Source organism: Rhodovulum sp. DZ06 (genome assembly GCF_050586345.1).
Classification (GTDB): domain Bacteria; phylum Pseudomonadota; class Alphaproteobacteria; order Rhodobacterales; family Rhodobacteraceae; genus JBOCEF01.
Genome location: NZ_JBOCEF010000030.1, coordinates 1 through 16,909 on the forward strand (window position 1 = coordinate 1; position 16,909 = coordinate 16,909).

Annotated in this window: 17 protein-coding genes; 12 read left to right on the forward strand and 5 right to left on the reverse strand. The window is 73.4% G+C overall.

The features are described from left to right. The first annotated feature begins 154 nt into the window (after positions 1 to 154). From ACQ5SO_RS13475 to ACQ5SO_RS13530, 12 genes are all read left to right on the forward strand, one after another. Positions 155 to 334 carry a hypothetical protein gene (locus ACQ5SO_RS13475; RefSeq protein ID WP_430942132.1) on the forward strand — a complete coding sequence of 60 codons (180 nt, stop codon included), beginning with the start codon at positions 155 to 157 and terminating at the stop codon, positions 332 to 334. Further along, the gene (locus ACQ5SO_RS13480; RefSeq protein ID WP_430942133.1) at positions 324 to 1,277 is read left to right on the forward strand and encodes an AAA family ATPase; all 954 of its coding nucleotides are present in this window, start codon (positions 324 to 326) and stop codon (positions 1,275 to 1,277) included. Before ACQ5SO_RS13475 ends, ACQ5SO_RS13480 begins: the two co-directional genes overlap by 11 nt. Positions 1,278 to 1,282: 5 nt before the next feature. Continuing rightward, positions 1,283 to 2,581, forward strand: a complete 1,299-nt coding sequence (locus tag ACQ5SO_RS13485) for a DUF58 domain-containing protein (RefSeq protein WP_430942134.1) — start codon at positions 1,283 to 1,285, stop codon at positions 2,579 to 2,581. After that, positions 2,578 to 3,642: a stage II sporulation protein M gene (locus ACQ5SO_RS13490; protein ID WP_430942135.1), complete on the forward strand. Its 1,065-nt coding sequence runs from the start codon at positions 2,578 to 2,580 to the stop codon at positions 3,640 to 3,642. The genes ACQ5SO_RS13485 and ACQ5SO_RS13490 overlap by 4 nt, the downstream gene beginning before the upstream one ends. After that, the gene (locus ACQ5SO_RS13495) at positions 3,639 to 4,679 is read left to right on the forward strand and encodes an RDD family protein (protein ID WP_430942136.1); all 1,041 of its coding nucleotides are present in this window, start codon (positions 3,639 to 3,641) and stop codon (positions 4,677 to 4,679) included. The genes ACQ5SO_RS13490 and ACQ5SO_RS13495 overlap by 4 nt, the downstream gene beginning before the upstream one ends. 294 nt (positions 4,680 to 4,973) lie before the next feature. Further along, the gene (locus ACQ5SO_RS13500; RefSeq protein ID WP_430942137.1) at positions 4,974 to 5,870 is read left to right on the forward strand and encodes a LysR family transcriptional regulator; all 897 of its coding nucleotides are present in this window, start codon (positions 4,974 to 4,976) and stop codon (positions 5,868 to 5,870) included. 87 nt (positions 5,871 to 5,957) lie between these two features. Then, positions 5,958 to 6,437 (forward strand): formate dehydrogenase subunit gamma, encoded by a 480-nt coding sequence (locus ACQ5SO_RS13505; RefSeq protein WP_430942138.1) that lies wholly within the window; start codon positions 5,958 to 5,960, stop codon positions 6,435 to 6,437. A gap of 5 nt (positions 6,438 to 6,442) precedes the next feature. Then, positions 6,443 to 7,954, forward strand: a complete 1,512-nt coding sequence (locus tag ACQ5SO_RS13510) for an NADH-ubiquinone oxidoreductase-F iron-sulfur binding region domain-containing protein (RefSeq protein WP_430942184.1) — start codon at positions 6,443 to 6,445, stop codon at positions 7,952 to 7,954. Between the two features lie 13 nt (positions 7,955 to 7,967). Then, positions 7,968 to 10,859: a formate dehydrogenase subunit alpha gene (gene fdhF / locus ACQ5SO_RS13515; protein ID WP_430942139.1), complete on the forward strand. Its 2,892-nt coding sequence runs from the start codon at positions 7,968 to 7,970 to the stop codon at positions 10,857 to 10,859. A 77-nt stretch (positions 10,860 to 10,936) separates the two neighbouring features. Then, complete coding sequence (fdhD, locus tag ACQ5SO_RS13520) at positions 10,937 to 11,728, forward strand: formate dehydrogenase accessory sulfurtransferase FdhD (RefSeq protein WP_430942185.1); 792 nt, start codon at positions 10,937 to 10,939, stop codon at positions 11,726 to 11,728. 16 nt (positions 11,729 to 11,744) lie between these two features. Continuing rightward, complete coding sequence (locus ACQ5SO_RS13525; protein ID WP_430942140.1) at positions 11,745 to 11,960, forward strand: formate dehydrogenase subunit delta; 216 nt, start codon at positions 11,745 to 11,747, stop codon at positions 11,958 to 11,960. Positions 11,961 to 12,238: 278 nt separating this feature from the next. Further along, complete coding sequence (locus ACQ5SO_RS13530) at positions 12,239 to 12,469, forward strand: sulfurtransferase TusA family protein (protein ID WP_430942141.1); 231 nt, start codon at positions 12,239 to 12,241, stop codon at positions 12,467 to 12,469. A 9-nt stretch (positions 12,470 to 12,478) separates the two neighbouring features. On the opposite strand, the gene ACQ5SO_RS13535 is transcribed toward ACQ5SO_RS13530, so the two are convergent. From ACQ5SO_RS13535 to ACQ5SO_RS13555, 5 genes are read right to left on the reverse strand one after another with little or no spacing between them, the layout of a single operon-like run. Next, entirely contained in the window at positions 12,479 to 14,272 is a 1,794-nt protein-coding gene (locus ACQ5SO_RS13535) for a molybdopterin-binding protein (protein ID WP_430942142.1), read from the reverse strand. Next, the gene (mobB, locus tag ACQ5SO_RS13540; protein WP_430942143.1) at positions 14,269 to 14,793 is read right to left on the reverse strand and encodes a molybdopterin-guanine dinucleotide biosynthesis protein B; all 525 of its coding nucleotides are present in this window, start codon (positions 14,791 to 14,793) and stop codon (positions 14,269 to 14,271) included. The genes ACQ5SO_RS13535 and mobB overlap by 4 nt, the downstream gene beginning before the upstream one ends. Further along, the gene (gene mobA / locus ACQ5SO_RS13545) at positions 14,790 to 15,413 is read right to left on the reverse strand and encodes a molybdenum cofactor guanylyltransferase MobA (RefSeq protein ID WP_430942144.1); all 624 of its coding nucleotides are present in this window, start codon (positions 15,411 to 15,413) and stop codon (positions 14,790 to 14,792) included. The genes mobB and mobA overlap by 4 nt, the downstream gene beginning before the upstream one ends. Continuing rightward, the gene (locus ACQ5SO_RS13550) at positions 15,410 to 15,955 is read right to left on the reverse strand and encodes a hypothetical protein (protein WP_430942145.1); all 546 of its coding nucleotides are present in this window, start codon (positions 15,953 to 15,955) and stop codon (positions 15,410 to 15,412) included. Before ACQ5SO_RS13550 ends, mobA begins: the two co-directional genes overlap by 4 nt. Beyond that, positions 15,952 to 16,818 (reverse strand): formate dehydrogenase accessory sulfurtransferase FdhD, encoded by an 867-nt coding sequence (locus ACQ5SO_RS13555; protein WP_430942146.1) that lies wholly within the window; start codon positions 16,816 to 16,818, stop codon positions 15,952 to 15,954. Before ACQ5SO_RS13555 ends, ACQ5SO_RS13550 begins: the two co-directional genes overlap by 4 nt. Positions 16,819 to 16,909 lie beyond the last annotated feature (91 nt).

The window sequence follows — 16,909 nt, forward strand, 5'->3', positions numbered from 1 at the left end:
GGGGGGGGGGGGGGGGGGGGGGGGGTGTGGGGGGGGGGGGGGGGGTTTGTGGGGGGGGGGGGGGGGGGGGAGGGAGGCGCTCCCCCCCCCCCCCCCCCCCCCCCCCCCCCCCGCGACCGGCCCCGCAACGGGCCCAACGACCCAGATCCCCGGGATGGCGCGCCTTCACGCCCATCTCGCGCGCCGCGACAAGCCGCTGGCCGACGCCTGGCGCAAGGCGGCCGAGGAGATCGCCCTCGCCGCCCCCGAGGACATGCCCCTTTCCACCCTCGAACGCCGCCTCGCGGCTTTCGCGGACCTGCACGAGAAGGTGACCCGACGCGATGGACCCTGAAGATTTCCGCACCCGCATCGCCGACGCCGCCGCCCGCGTGGGCGCCGTGGTCAAGGGGCAGGAGGCGCTGACCCGCCTCGCCCTCGTCTCGCTGCTCGCGCGCGGGCACTGCCTGCTCGAAGGCCCGCCGGGCACGGCGAAAACCCTGCTGGCGCGCTGCATCGCCAATGCCTGCGACGTGCGCTTCGGGCGGATCCAGTTCACCCCCGACCTGATGCCCTCGGACGTCATCGGCGTGAACATCTTCGACTTCCGCTCCTCCAGCTTCCACCTGACCAAGGGGCCGATCTTCACCGACATCCTGCTGGCGGACGAGATCAACCGCGCCCCGCCCAAGTGCCAGTCGGCCCTGCTGCAGGCGATGCAGGAGCGCGAGGCGACCATCGACGGCGAGACCTGGCCGCTGGGCGACGATTTCTTCGTCATCGCGACGCAGAACCCGATCGAGCAGCACGGCACCTATCCGCTGCCCGAGGCGCAGCTCGACCGCTTCCTGTTCAAGCTGACCGTCGATTTCCCCGAGCGCGACGCCGAGATCGACGTGGTGAGCGGCGAGGCCGCGCGGGAAGGGGGCGGCGACGGCGCGGCGGGGGTGACGCCGGTGTTCGACGCCGCGGCGCTGGCCGCGGCGCGGGGGCTGGTGGACGCGGTGCGGCTCGACCCCTCCATCGCCGCCTACGTGGTGGACCTGGTGCGGGCGACCCGCGACGACCCGGAGATCGCGACCGGCGCCTCGACCCGCGCGGCCTCGGCGCTGGCGCGGGCGGCGCGGGCCTGGGCGGCGATGGACGGGCGCGACTACGTGATCCCCGACGACGTGCAGGCGCTGTTCCTGCCCGCGATGCGCCACCGCATCGCGCTGTCCCCCGCGGCCGAGATCGAGGGGCGCGGCGCGGATGACGTGCTCGCCGCCCTCGTGAACCGCACCGACGCGCCGCGCTGATCCCGATGCGTCCCGCCCCGCGCCTGATCCTGCTCGCGGTCATCGCCGCCATCCTGACCGCCATGCTGGCGATCGGGGGGGATGCGGACGCCTCGATCCTCGTGTGGGCCGTGCTGGCCGCCGCCGCGGCGCTGGACCTGGCGCTGACCCGCTCGGCCCGCGGCGTGCGGGTCGAGGCCGAGGCCCCGCCGCGGGTCTTCGTGGGCGAGGACGCGGCCCTGCGGCTGCTGGTGTCCGGCCCGTCCCTGCCCGGCTGGATCGACCTGCGGGTGGAAACGGGCGAGGACCTTTCGGCCGAGACCCCCGCCCCCCTGCGCCCGCAGGGGCCGGAGGCCGGGGCCGAGGTCGCGATCCGCGCCGCCGCCCGCGGCGCCCTGCGGGTGCAGGCGGCGCACCTGCGCTGGGCCTCGCGCTTCGGGCTGTTCGAGATCACGCCGCGCCGGGCGCTGGACCTGGCGGTCGAGGCCATTCCCAACATCCGCCCGGTCCTGAACGGCCAGATCGAGACGCAGCTGCTGCCGCTCACCGACGGGCGCAAGGACATGCGGCTGCGCGGCGAGGGCTCGGAATTCCACCAGCTGCGCGACTTCCTGCCCGGCATGGACCCGCGCAGCATCGACTGGAAGCGCTCGGCCCGCGGACAGGCGCTGGTGGCGCGCGAAACAAGGGCCGAGCGGAACCACCAGGTGATCCTGTGCATCGATGCAGGGCGGCTGATGGGCGAGCGGCTGGGCGGGCTCTCGAAGCTCGACCACGCGCTGAACGCCGCGCTGGCGCTGGCCTGGGCGGCGGGACTGTCCGGCGATTCCGTCGGCTTCTACGTCTTCGACAGCCGCCCGCGGCATTACGAGCCGCCGCGCTCGGGGACCGCGGCCTTCGCGCGGATCCTGGACCTCTCGGCCGGGCTGGCGCTCGATGCGGCCGAGACCAACCACGCCTTCGGGCTGAGCCACCTGAACGCGGTCCTGAAGCGGCGCAGCCTGGTGGCCATCTTCTCGGACTTCGCCGACCCGGTCTCGGCCGAGCTGCTGGTGGAGCATTCGGCGGCGTTCTCCCGCAGGCATCTCGCGATGTTCGTCACCCTGCAGGACCCGGGGCTGGCCGCGACGGCGGCGGCTTCGGGGCGCGCCGACATGGCGGGCGTCTCGCGCGCCGTGGCGGCGCGGCAGATGCTGACCGAGCGGCGGCTGGTGTTCGAGCGGATGGCGCGGATCGGGGTCTCGCCGCTCGAGACCCCGCCGGGCGCGCTGACCCCGGCGCTGCTGTCGCGCTATATCGAGATCAAGTCGCGGGAGCTGCTATGACCCTCGAGAGCCCCAACCCGCAGCGGATCGACGCGCCCGCGATGCGCTCGGCCCGGTTCCGCGCCGAGCGCGAGGCCGGGTGGTCGCGGCTCGAGGCCCTCGTCGCGCAGGTGGAGAAGCGGGGCGTGGCCTCGCTGGCCTATGCCGAGGCGCAGGAGCTGACGGGCCTTTACCGGCAGGCGGTGAACGCGCTCTCGGTGGCGCGGGCGATCTCGCTCGACGCGGCGCTGCTGGAGTATCTCGAGGCGCTGTGCGCGCGGGCCTACATGGCGATCTACGCCCCGCAGGAGGGGCTGGGCGGCGCCATCCGCCGGATGCTGGGGCGCGACATCCCGCGGGCGATGCGGGCCAACCCGATCCCGCTGGCCATCGGCTTCGGGGGGATGCTGCTGGGCGCCCTGCTGGGCTATGCGCTGACCATGGCGGACCCGAGCTGGTTCGACAGTTTCGTGCCCGGCGGGCTGGCGCAGGGGCGCGGGCCGGAAGCGTCCGAGGAGGCGCTGCGCGCGACGCTGTTCGACGAGAAGGCGGGCGAGGGGGACCCGCTGGCGGTGTTCGCGACATACCTCTTCTCGCACAACACGCAGGTGTCGATCCTGGTCTTCGCGCTGGGGATCTTCGCGATGCTGCCGACGCTGTTCCTGTCGGTCTACAATGGCGGCGTGCTGGGCGCCTTCGTTGCGGTCTTCGTCTCGAAAGGGCTGGGGGTCGAGGTCGCCGGGTGGCTCTCGATCCACGGGGTGACCGAGATTTCGGCCCTGTGCATCACCACGGCGGCGGGGGCGCGGCTGGGGCTGGCGGCGCTGCTGCCGGGGGACCGCACCCGCGGCGAGGCGCTGCGCGAGGCGGGCTCGGACGCGGTGCTGCTGTTCGGCGCGGCGGTGCTGATGCTGGTGGCCGCGGCGCTGGTGGAGGGGTTCCTGCGGCAGATGGTGCAGGACACCGGGGCGCGGCTGGCGATCGGCTGGGGCCTCGGGGCGCTGTGGGCGGCGTGGTTCTGGTTCGGCGGGCGGGGCGAGGATGACGCGCCTGCGCCGGGCGGCCCGGAGGACGGACGATGAGCGCGCCGCGCGGCCTGGTGCTGCGGGTCCCGAAGGTGGGCCGGAAGCGCCGGGACGCGGCGGGCGGCGGCGGCGCGAAGGCCCCCGCCCCCGGGCCGATCCCCGCGGCGCCCGCCGCCGCGCCGCTTGAAGGGACCGGCAAGGGCTGGCCGCGCAAGGTCTGGCTGACCCCGCCCGAGGGCACGCCCATCGCCTTCTCCATCGCGCCCTACGGCTCCCGCGTCGGGGCGCAGCTGATCGACCTGGCGCTGCCCAACATGGCGCTCGGCGTGCTGTTCCTGCTGGTGACGCTGAGCGAGGTCTTCACCTGGCAGACGGCGGCGACGCTGTTCATCCTGCTCTCGTTCCTGGCGCGCACGCCCTATTACATCCTGTCCGAGCTGCTGTGGAACGGCGCGACGCCGGGCAAGCGGATGGTGGGGATAAGGGTGATCAGCGCCGACGGGCGGCGCCTGACGCCGCAGCGGATCGTGGCGCGCAACCTTCTGAAGGAGGCGGAGGTGTTCCTGCCCGTCGGGCTGGTCTTCGCCGGGGCCTCGTTGTCCGACGGGGCCGACGCGCTGCTGGCGCTGTGGATGCTGGGCACGGTCTGCGTGCCGCTGTTCAACCGGCGGCGGCGGCGGCTGGGGGACATGATCGGCGGCACCATCGTGGTGAACCGCCCCGACGCGGCGCTGCGCCCGGACCTGGCGGTGAAGGGCCCGGACAAGGGCGCCTGGCCCGGGGCGCCGAAGCCGCCGGGCTTCGTCTTCGACCCCGCGCAGCTGTCGATCTACGGGCGGCGGGAGCTCCAGGCGCTGGAGCGGATCCTGCGCAACCCGCCCCAGAACGACCAGCAGCGGGCCGAGGTGCTGCGCGTCGCGCGCACCATCGAGGGCAAGATCGGCTATCCCGAGCCGGTGACGGAGCCGCGCGCCTGGGCCTTCCTGACCGATTTCTACGCCGCCCAGCGCGAGCACCTGGAAAGCCGCCGCCTGTTCGGCGAGGACCGGGCCGACAAGTTCCACGGCCGCGGCCAGGACGGCGGCGGGGGCTGAGCGCCGCCGCGCCCCCGGCGCGGGCGGGCGGCCGAGCGGGGGCTTCACGTCCCCCGAGGCCGCCCGCGCCCCGGCCCGCACCCGGGCCCATGCCCCGGCCCTAGCCCGCGACCGTCGCGCACCCTTCCCCGGGGGTCCGCCCGTTCAGGGGGACAGGCCCCCGTTCTCGGGCGGAGGCGGACGGCTGCGCCGCCGCCCGCGCGCCCGGCCGCCCGCGCGCCCCGGCCCGCTGGACAGCGCCCGGCGGCGACCATAGCCTTTCACCGTCACCAACGGCGCGGGCGATAGAAAACCATGATCAACAAGCTCGAGATGCTCATCGCCCTGGCGCGCGAGAAGCATTTCGGCCGCGCGGCGGCCAGCCTCGGCATCGCCCAGCCCACCCTCTCCTCCGGCATCAAGCAGCTCGAGGACCAGCTCGGCGCCCAGCTCGTGCGCCGCGGCTCGCGCTTCGGGGGGCTGACGCCGGAAGGCCAGCGCGCGCTCGAACATGCCCGCCGGATCTGCGAGGGCGCGCGGCGGATGCGGGCCGAGCTGCGGCCCTCGGACAAGGGCCTCTCGGGGCGGCTGCGCCTCGCCGTCATTCCCACCGCGCTGACCTGGGCCGCGCGCCTCGCCACCACGCTCGAAGCCCGCCACCCCAACATCGCGCTGACCATCCTGTCGCGCTCCTCGCGCGAGATCCGGGACATGATGGAGGCCTTCGACGTGGATGCCGGGCTGACCTACCTGTCCGATCCCGCGGACGCCGCGCCGGGGGACGACCAGGCCCGGCCGCTCTATGCCGAACGCTACGCGATCCTGTGCGCGCGCAGCCACCCCGCGGCGGCGATGGACGCCGCCCGCTGGGCCGATCTCGGCGACCTGCGCCTGTGCCTGCTGACCCCCGACATGCAGAACCGCCGCATCATCGACCGCAATTTCCGCGAGGCGGGGGCGGTCCCCGGCGCGCGGATCGAATCGAACTCCACCGTCGCCCTCGCCGCCATCGTGCAGGAAGGGGGCTGGGCCACGATCCTGCCGCGCGACATGTGCGCCTGGCTGGCGCAAGGCAAGGACCTCGCCGCCATTCCCGTCGAGGGCGGCGCCCCGCCCCCGCCCGTGGGCCTCGTCGCCCCGCGGCAGGACCCGCCCTCCCCGGTGCTCGAGGCCCTGTTCGCCGCCGCGGACCGCATCGCCGAGACGCGATAGGCGACCCCTATCAATCCACGGAACAACGATATTGATTTCCACATGCGCAGGGGTGCATGGAGGGCCGGAATGCATCCGGAGACCACCATGAGCCACCCTGACCGGCAGCCCGAGGCGGCGGAGATCCAGGCGATCATCGACGCGCGCCTTTCGCTTGAAGGCCCGCTTCTGCCCATCCTGCACGATTTGCAGGCCGCGTTCGGCCATATCCCCGAGGAGGCCGTGACCCTGGCCGCCGCGGCGCTGAACCTCACCCGGGCCGAGGTGCATGGCGTGGTCTCGTTCTACCACGACTTCCGCAAGGCCCCGGCGGGGCGCAAGGTGCTCAAGATCTGCCGGGCGGAAAGCTGCCAGTCGGTCGGCGGCGCCGCCATCGCCGAGGCGGCGCTGGCGAAACTCGGGGTCGACTGGCACGAAACCACCCCGGACGGCGCGGTGACGGTGGAGCCCGTCTATTGCCTCGGCCTCTGCGCCAACGGCCCGGCGGCGATGCTGGGCGACAAGCCGGTCGCGCGCCTTGACGACGAAGCCCGCCTCGCGGCCCTGCTGAAGGAGGCGCGGGCATGAGCGCGCTGAAGATCTACGTCCCCCTCGACACCGCCGCCGTGGCGATGGGCGCCGACCAGGTGGCCGAGGCGCTGGCGAAGGCCGCGCCCGCGGCGACCATCATCCGCACCGGCTCCCGCGGCATGCTGTGGTTGGAGCCGCTGGTGGAGGTCGACCGCGGCGACGGCGTGCGTGTCGGTTACGCCGAGGCGACGCCGGACCAGGCCGCGGCCATCGTGGACGGCTCGGCGGACAGCCTCGGCCCCGTGGAAGAAATTCCCTTCTTCGCCGCCCAGACCCGCATGACCTTCGCGCGCTGCGGCGTGATCGACCCGCTCTCGCTGACCGAGTACGAGGCCCATGGCGGCATGGCCGGGCTGCGCCGCGCCGCGTCGATGGACCCGGCGGACATGGTGGCTGAGGTCAAGGCCTCCGGCCTGCGCGGCCGCGGCGGCGCGGGCTTCCCCACCGGCATCAAGTGGGAGACGGTGCGCACCGCCGAGGCCCCGCAGAAATACATCGTCTGCAACGCGGATGAGGGCGACAGCGGCACCTTCGCCGACCGCATGATCATCGAGGGCGACCCCTTCGTGCTGATCGAGGGCATGGCCATCGCGGGCCTCTCGGTCGGGGCGACCAAGGGCTATGTCTACCTGCGCTCGGAATACCCGATCGCCATCCGCATCCTGGAGGCGGCGATCGAGGCCGCCCGGGCCTCGGGCCTGCTGGGCGCGGATGTCGCCGGGTCGGGCAAGGCCTTCGACATGGAGGTCCGCGTGGGCGCGGGCGCTTACGTGTGCGGGGAAGAGACGTCGCTCTTGAACTCGCTGGAAGGCAAGCGGGGCGTGGTGCGCGCCAAACCGCCGCTTCCGGCCCTTGAAGGGCTGTTCGGCAAGCCGACAGTGGTGAACAACGTGCTGTCGCTCGCCTCGGTCCCGGCGATCTTCGCCGAGGGCGCGCAGGCCTATGCGGACCTCGGCATCAACCGCTCCCGCGGGACCATCCCGCTGCAGGTGGCGGGCAACATCAAGCATGGCGGCCTCTACGAGGTTCCCTTCGGCATCACCTTGCAAGAGCTGGTGATGGAGGTCTGCGGCGGAACCCGATCCGGCCGCCCGGTGAAGGCGGTGCAGGTCGGAGGCCCCTTGGGCGCCTATTTCGCCCCGCACCAGTTCGACACCCCCTTCTGCTATGAAGAATTCGACGGCGCCGGGGGCCTGATCGGCCATGCGGGCATCAGCGTGTTCGACGACAGCGCCGACATGCGCGGCCTCGCCCGCTTCGCCATGGAGTTCTGCGCGGTGGAGAGCTGCGGGAAATGCACCCCCTGCCGCATCGGCGCGGTGCGCGGCGTCGAGACCATCGACCGGATCGCCCAGGGCGACGCGGCGGCGGTCCCGCTCCTCGAAGACCTGTGCGAGACGATGAAGGACGGCTCGCTCTGCGCCCTCGGGGGGTTCACCCCCTATCCGGTGCTGAGCGCCCTGCGCCTGTTCCCCGAAGAATTCGGCGCCCCCGCCGCCGAAGCCGCCGAATAAGGGAGACGCGATCATGAAGGACTTCATCCTCCCCGACGACCGCGACCTGGGCACCCCGGCGAAGTCCGGCGCGCCGGTCACCCTGACCATCGACGGCGCCTCGATCACCGTGCCCGAGGGCACCTCGGTGATGCGCGCCGCCGCGCTGGCGGGGCTGTCGATCCCGAAACTCTGCGCCACCGACTCGGTCGAGGCCTTCGGCTCCTGCCGTCTTTGCGTGGTGGAGATCGAGGGGCGGCGCGGCACGCCCGCCTCCTGCACCACGCCGGTGGCCGAGGGCATGGCGGTCCGCACCCAGACCGACAAGCTGCGCCGCCTGCGCCGCGGGGTGATGGAGCTTTACATCTCCGACCACCCGCTCGACTGCCTGACCTGCGCCGCCAATGGCGATTGCGAGCTTCAGGACATGGCGGGCGAGGTCGGCCTGCGCGACGTGCGGTATGAAGCGCCCGAGGGCGGGTCCCTCGCCAACCACTTCGCCCAACGCGAGGCGGGCGCCCCGAACCCCCAATACATGGCGAAGGACGAGTCCAACCCGTACTTCACCTATGACCCGTCGAAATGCATCGTCTGTTCGCGCTGCGTGCGGGCCTGCGAGGAGGTGCAGGGCACCTTCGCGCTGACCATCGAGGGCCGCGGCTTCGACAGCCGGGTCTGCGCGGGCGGCAGCCTCGACGATTTCCTCGCCTCGGACTGCGTGTCCTGCGGCGCCTGCGTGCAGGCCTGCCCGACCGCGACCTTGCAGGAGAAATCGGTGATCGAGCTCGGGACCCCGTCCCGCTCCGTCGTCACCACCTGCGCCTATTGCGGGGTCGGGTGTTCGTTCAAGGCGGAGCTGAACGGCGATCAGCTGGTGCGCATGGTGCCCTGGAAGGACGGCAAGGCGAACCGCGGGCATTCCTGCGTGAAGGGCCGCTTCGCCTATGGCTACGCTTCGCACAAGGACCGGATCCTGTCGCCGATGATCCGGGACAGCATCGACGAGCCGTGGCGCGAGGTGTCCTGGGACGAGGCGCTGGGCTTCGCCGCGACCCGCCTCAAGGGCATCCAGGACAAGCACGGCAAGAACTCGGTCGGGGTCATCACCTCGTCCCGCTGCACCAATGAAGAAACCTACCTGGTGCAGAAGCTGACCCGCGCGGTGTTCCGCAACAACAACACCGACACCTGCGCCCGCGTGTGCCACTCGCCCACCGGCTACGGCCTCGGGCAGACCTTCGGCACCTCGGCCGGCACCCAGGATTTCGACAGCGTCGAGCAGACCGACGTGGTGATCGTGATCGGCGCCAACCCGACCGACGGCCACCCGGTCTTCGCCTCGCGCCTCAAGAAGCGGCTGCGGCAGGGCGCGAAGCTGATCGTCATCGACCCGCGGCGGATCGACCTGGTGCGCTCGGCCCATGTCGAGGCGTCGCACCACTTGGCCCTGCGCCCCGGCACCAACGTCGCCGTCGTCTCGGCGCTGGCGCATGTGATCGTGACCGAGGGGCTCGAGGATACGGCCTTCATCGCCGAGCGTTGCGACGGCGACGCCTGGGACGATTACCGCGCCTTCATCGCCGACCCGCGCCATGCGCCCGAGGCCACCGAGGCGCTGACCGGCGTCCCGGCGGCCGAACTGCGGGCCGCGGCGCGCCTCTTCGCCACCGGCGGCAACGGGGCCATCTACTATGGCCTCGGCGTCACCGAACACTCCCAGGGCTCGACCACCGTCATGGGCATCGCCAACCTCGCGATGCTGACGGGCAATATCGGGCGCGAGGGCGTGGGCGTGAACCCGCTGCGCGGCCAGAACAACGTGCAGGGCAGCTGCGACATGGGCAGCTTCCCGCACGAGCTGCCGGGCTATCGCCACGTGAAGAACGCCGATGTGCGCGCGATCTTCGAGAAGGCCTGGGGCGTCGAGATCGACCCCGAGCCGGGCCTGCGCATCCCCAACATGCTCGACGCGGCGGTCGAGGGCGAGTTCAAGGGCATCTACTGCCAGGGCGAGGACATCCTGCAGTCCGACCCCGACACCAAGCACGTCGCCGCGGGCCTCGCGGCCATGGACTGCGTCATCGTCCACGACCTGTTCCTGAACGAGACCGCGAACTACGCCCATGTCTTCCTCCCGGGCTCGTCCTTCCTGGAAAAGAACGGCACCTTCACCAACGCCGAGCGCCGCATCAACCGCGTGCGCAAGGTGATGGCCCCGAAGAACGGCTACGAGGACTGGGAGGTGACCCAGATGCTCGCCAACGCCATGGGCGCCGGGTGGAATTACACCCATCCCGAGCAGATCATGGCCGAGATCGCGGCGACGACGCCGAGCTTCGCGGGCGTGGATTACGCGGTGCTGGACCAGAAGGGCTCGGTCCAGTGGCCGTGCAACGAGGATCACCCGGACGGAACGCCCCTGATGCATGTCGACGGCTTCGTGCGCGGCAAGGGGCGGTTCATCGTGACCGAGTACATCGCCACCGCCGAGCGCACCGGCCCGCGCTTCCCGCTGCTGCTGACGACGGGGCGCATCCTGTCGCAGTACAACGTGGGCGCGCAGACCCGCCGCACCGAGAACACGGTGTGGCACGAGGCCGACCTGCTGGAGATCCACCCCCATGACGCCGAGCAGCGCGGGGTGAAGGAAGGCGACTGGGTGCGGCTGGCCTCCCGCTCGGGCGAGACGGCGCTGCGCGCGCACCTGACCGACCGGGTGGCGCCGGGCGTCGTTTACACCACCTTCCATCACCCGGACACGCAGGCCAACGTGATCACCACCGACTTCTCGGACTGGGCGACCAACTGCCCCGAGTACAAGGTGACCGCGGTGCAGGTGAGCCCCTCGAACGGGCCCACCGACTGGCAGGAAGAATACGCCGCCCAGGCCGCCCGCGCGCGGCGGATCCTGCCGGCGGCGGAATGATGGACGGGGGGTTCATGGGCGATCCGCGGGACGCGGTGCAGGCCGGGGGCGAGGGGGCGGAGGCCCCAGGCGCCGCCATGCCCGCGCCCCGCGCCCCTGCGCCCTCCACCACCCTCTCGGGCGGCGCCGCGCTGCGGATGCTGCCCGAGGAGACGCCGGTGGCGATGGTCTTCGACGGCGCCAGCCACGCGGTGATGATGGCGACCCCGGCGGACCTCGAAGACTTCGCCCTCGGCTTCGCGCTGTCGGAAGGCATCGCGCGGGGGCCGTCCGACCTTGGCGCGCCCGAGATCGTGGCCCGCGAGGCGGGGATCGAGGCGCGGATGTGGCTCTCGCCCGACCGGGCCGAGGCGCTGGCCGCAAGGCGCCGGGCGCTGGCCGGGCCGGTCGGCTGCGGGCTGTGCGGGATCGAGAGCCTCGAGCAGGCGCTGCGCCCGCTCGCGCCCCTGCCCGCCGACGCGCTGCGCATCCCGGCGGCCGAGGTCGCGGCGGCGCCCGACGCGCTGCGCGCGCTCCAGCCGCTGCACGCCGAGACGCGCGCCACCCATGCCGCGGGCTTCCTCGTGCCCGGGCGCGGCGTGGTGCTGGCGCGCGAGGATGTCGGGCGGCACAATGCGCTCGACAAGCTGATCGGGGCGCTGGCGCGGGCGGGGATCGACCCCGCCTCGGGCGCCGCGGTGCTGACCAGCCGGGTGTCGACCGAGATGGTGCAGAAGGCCGTCTCGGCGGGCATCCCGGCGGTGATCGCCGTCTCCGCCCCCACCGCCGCGGCGCTGCGGATCGCGCAGGGCGCGGGGCTGACCCTCGCCGCCTTCGCCCGCGGCGGCGGGGCCGAGATCTTCGCGCATCCCGCGCGCATCGTTTCGTGAAGCAGGACCTGAGCGGATGAAGACTGAGAAGATGGTCATGATGGCCAACCAGATCGCGTCCTTCTTCGCCTCGCAGCCCGGAGACGGGCAGGCGGCGGGCGTGGCGGCGCATATCAATGATTTCTGGGAGCCGCGGATGCGCGCCCAGTTGATCGCCCATGTCGCCGCGGGCGGCGCGGGTCTGCATCCGCTGGTGCTGGAGGCGATGGACCAGGTGCACGTCCCGGCCTGAAGACCGCGGGCGGGGCGGCTTCCTCCCGCTCAGGGGGACAAGCCCCCGTTCGCGGACGGACCGTCGGCTGCGCCGCCGGGGGCGCGCCGTTGAACCGGGGGCGCCCCGGCGCCGCCCGGACGCCGCGCCCTGCCCCTTCGTTTCCCCTCCGCGCCTGCGCCCAGGGGCGGCGCGGCCGGGCGGACGAGCGGGAGGGCCTGCCCCTCCCCGAGGCCGGCCGCACCCGGCGCGGCGCCGCCCCGATGGACAGCGGCCCGGCTTGGCCCTACACCCGTTGCATGACCTTCGACGAAGACCTCGACGCCCGCGGGCTGCTCTGCCCGCTTCCCGTCCTGAAAGCGCGCAAGCGGCTGGGGCCGCTCGCGCCCGGCGCGGTGCTGCGCATGACCGCGGACGACCCCGCCGCCGCCGTCGACGTGCCGCATTTCTGCGCCGAGGCCGGGCATCAGCTGATCGCAACCGAGCGCGATGGCGTCGACCGCATCTTCCTGATCCGCAAGGGCGGCTGAGGCCCCCCCTCAGATCCCGAAGCCCGCATAGGGCAGGAAGCGCACCGGATCCCCCGGGGCTACGTCGACGGCGCCGTCGGGAAGCTCCACCAGCCCCTCGGCCCAGCTCAGCCCGCTGATCCGCCCCGAGCCTTCCGAGGCGAAGACCTCCGCCGCGCCCTCGGCGTTCAGCCGCGCGCGCAGGTATTCCCGCCGCCCCGGCTTCTTGCGTTTCGAGAACGCCGCCGGGACCGTGAAGCCCTGCGCCGCGCGCCAGCCCGCGCCGCCCATCAGCGACAGCGCCGGGCGGGCGAAGACCAGCGCGCAGACCAGCGCCGCCACCGGGTTGCCCGGCAGGCCGAACACCATCGCCCCGTTCCACTGCGCCAGCGCCAGCGGTCGCCCGGGCTTCAGCGCGATGCGCCAGCTCTGCAGGTCGCCGCGAGTGCGCAAGAGGCGGCTCACGTGGTCCTCATCCCCCGCCGAGGCGCCGCCCGAGGTCAGGATCACGTCCGCCCCGGTCGCCCCGCGGTCCAGCGCCGCGGCGATGGCGCTCTCGTCATCCGGCGCGCGGCCGAGATCCACCGCCTTGCAGCCCCAGCCGCGGAGCAGCGCCAGCAGCATCGGGCGATTGGCGTCATAGATGCGGTGGGGACCGGCATCGGCCTCGCCCGCCTCCATCAACTCGTCCCCGGTGGACAGGACCGCGACCCGCAGGGGGCGGCGCACGGCGACCGTGTCGACCCCCAGCGCGGTCAGCAGCGCCACGTCGGGGGCGCGCAGGACATGGCCCGCGGGAAGCGCCTCGGCCCCCGCCTCCACGTCCTCACCCGCGCGGCGGGTGTTGGCGCGGGGCTTGACGGGGCCGTCGAACACCACCGCGGCGCCGTCGCGGGCGCAGTCTTCCTCGAGCACCACAGTGTCCACGCCCTCGGGCAGGATCGCGCCGGTGAGGATGCGGATCGCCATGCCCGGCGGCACGGCGGCTTCGTAAGGCCCCCCGGCGGCGGCGCGGCCGTCCACCAGCGGCAGGCGCTGCACGCCCGCGCCGGTGGCGGCATGGGCGAAGCCATAGCCGTCGACGGCGGAATTGGGCGCGGGCGGGTTGGAGCGCGCGGCCCGCGCCGGGGCGGCGAGCGGGCGGCCGAGGGCGGCGGCGGGGGGCAGGAACTCGGTCCCCGTGACGGGCGACAGGCCCGCGCGCAGCTTCGCCAGCGCCTCGTCCACCGGGATCCAGTCGACCCCCTGGGGCATGGCGAAACAGTCGTCCTTGAGCCGCGGCGGCTGCACGGCGGCGGGAAGCGCGGCGCGCAGCAGCTCGGCCCGCCCCTCGCACAGGATCGCGGGGCGCGGCAGGGGGGCGAGGGCGGAAAGCGCGCCGCCCTCCTGCAGCCCCGCCAGCGCCTCGGCCAGCATCAGCGCGGCGGCGTCGTCATCGGCGCCCGCGGCGGCCCCGGCGGCGGCGAAATCGGGGGCGAGCATGGCCGACAGAAGCTCCACCGCCAGCGCGTGGCCTTCCGCGGCATCGAAGGGCCAGACCGCCAGCCCGTGTTCATGCAGCGCCGACAGCCCGTCGGTCAGGGCCGGGTCGTGACGGCGGGGGGCGGTCAGGCCGCAGAGCCGGTCCGTCTCGCGCAGCCCGTCCCCCCCCAGCGGCGCGTCCACCCCCAGCAGCAGCGGCCCGGCGGCGGCGAGCGCGTTCAGCGCCTCGTGGATCTGCGCATCGCCAAGGCGCCGCGCGGCGCCGCCCGAGACGGCGAGGCGCGCGATCCCGTCCGCCCCGCGGGTCAGGACGGCGACGGCGCGGGGTTCGGCGGCGCTCATGCCGCGCCCTCGGCGCGCAGCGGCAGACCCACCTGCCCCAGCACGAAATCGGCGATGGCCGCGGTGGCGTCGAGGTCGAAGACCGGCAGGCCCTCCGCCTCCGCGCCGTCCGAGGCCAGCGCCCGGATCGTGGGGTCTACGCCCGCGCGCGGGGGTTTGCCGGTCTCGGCCCGGTGCGCCTCGATCTTCGGATGCGGGCCGCGCTTCCAGCCCTCGATCAGCACCAGGTCCACGGGGTCGAGCCGCGCGACGAGCGCCTCCACATCCGGCTCCGGCGCCTCGCGCAGCTCGGTCATCAGCGCCCAGCGCCGCGGCGAGGCCAGCAGCACCTGCCGCGCGCCTGCCGTCCGGTGGCGGTGGGAATCGCGGCCCGGCTCGTCCACATCCGTGTCGTGATGCGCGTGCTTGAGGGTGGAGACGGAGAAGCCCCGCGCGGTGATCTCTTCCACCAGCCGTTCCATCAGCCCTGTCTTGCCGGCGTTCTTCCAGCCGGTGACGCCGAAGATGCGCTGCGCGCTCATGCGCCGCCCCCTTCCAGGATCGCCTCGGCGGCTGAGAGGTCCGCGGGCGTGTTGACGTTGAAGAACGGGTCCTGCGGGGCGGTGAAGACCGCCTGCCCGGCGCCGTGGCGGTCGGTCCACAGCACGATCTTGCGCAGGCCGTCTTGCAGCGCGGCGCGCAGGTCGTCGCGCAGGGCCGTGGGCCAGAGGCCGAAGGTCGGCTGCCGCCAGATCTTGCCGCTCTCGGGATCGACCGAGGCGGCGAGGGCGAGGCCGGACGGCCCGGCGGCCTCCTGCAGGCGGGCGACCAGGTCCACCGGGAAAAAGGGCGTGTCGGCGGCGGCGGTGACGATGGCCTCGGCGCCCTGTTCGGCGGCCCAGTCCAGCCCCGCCAGCACCCCCGCCAGCGGCCCGGGATAGTCGGCCATCCCGTCCGGGAGCACCGGCAGACCCCAGTCCGCGAACCGCGCCGGATCGCCATTGGCATTCAGCGCCAGCGCCGCGCATTGGGGCGAGAGGCGATCCACCACATGCGCCAGCAGGGGCCGCCCGCCGACCAGGCGCAGGCCCTTGTCGCCGCCGCCCATGCGGGTCGCGCGCCCGCCCGCGAGGATCACGCCGAGGGGTCTCGAGGGGGTCATGCGGTCGCCTCCGCGTGCCAGGTCTTGATGCGGGCGCGCAGGGCGCCGGGGGACCCCGCGGGGAAGAGGAGACGGTTCGGCAGCGCCAACGCCTCCTCGCCCGCCAGCATCGCCGCGACCTGCGGCCGCTCGACCATCGCGGAGGTGTCGCGCCAGTCGTGGAAGCTGCGGCTGCGCGCGCTGGTGCGGGTCACCTCCGAGGCGTCGAAGCGCAGGCGGCTGTCCGCGGGAATGCGGGCGGCGAGCGCGTCACGCTCGCGCCTGACCATGCCGAACATGACCCAGGCCGCAGATGCGAACACCAGCACGAGGAGCGCGGTCGCCTCCGGGTCCAGCCACGGCTCGCCCCGTCTCGCCGCCTCGATCTGCGCCGAGGCCGCCATGCGCCCGGTCATCGTGGCGGCGACGATCGCCGTCAGGCCGAGCCAGATCTTGCGCAGGGTGCGCCCCCTGGCGCCGGGCAGCGCCTTGCCCGCCTGCGCGCGGGCGAAGGCCAGCTCCCGCCCGGTCGGGGCGTAGTCGATCTCGATGGCGTCGCTCATGCACCCGCCCCCTTGCGGCCCGCCTTGCGCGGCTCGTCCTCGACCGCCGAGAGGTCCGCGTCGCGCACAAGCCGCTCCTCGCCCGACAGGCACACGAAGCGGCGCCCGCGCAGGCGGCCGATCAGCGTCAGGCCCAGCTGCCGCGCGATCTCCACCCCCCAGGCGGTGAAGCCGGAGCGGGAGGCGAGCGCGGGAATGCCCATCTGCGCGGTCTTGATCACCATCTCAGAGGTCAGGCGGCCGGTGGTGTAGAGGATCTTGTCCTCCGCCGCGCAGCCTTCCCGGAACATCCAGCCCGCCACCTTGTCCACCGCGTTGTGACGGCCGACATCCTCCATGTAGACGAGCACCTGGTCCTGCCGGCACAGCACCGTGCCATGGATGGCGCCCGCTTCCAGGTACAGGCTCGGCATCGTGTTGATCTGTTTCGCCAGCGCATAGAGCCAGGAGGTCCGCAGCTCCGCCGCCGGAAGGGTCACGCCCTCCAGCCCCTCCATCATGTCGCCGAACACGGTGCCGACGGCGCAGCCGGAGGTGCGGGTCTTTTTCTGCAGCTTCTCCTCGTAGGACGTCTCGCGCGCGGTGCGGACCACGACCGTCTCGATCTCCTCGTCGAAATCGACGCCCGTCACCACGTCGTCGGCGCGCAGCATGCCCTGGTTGCGCAGGAAGCCGAGCGCCAGCAGCTCCGGGTGATCGCCGATGGTCATGGCGGTCACGATCTCCTGCCTGTTGAGGTAGATGGTCAGGGGCCGTTCCTCGACCACCGAGATGTCGACCGGGGCGCCGGTCTGGTCATGGCCGGTCACCTTGCGCGTCAGGCGCGGGTCGTCGGGGGTGGGCAGGATCAGGGGCGTGGTCATGCGGCATGTCCTTCGGGGCGCGGACGAAGCGCGCCTTTCGCTTTTGCGCGCAGCTTGTATGGTCGGGCCGATCTGTTCAACCGCCGGGAGG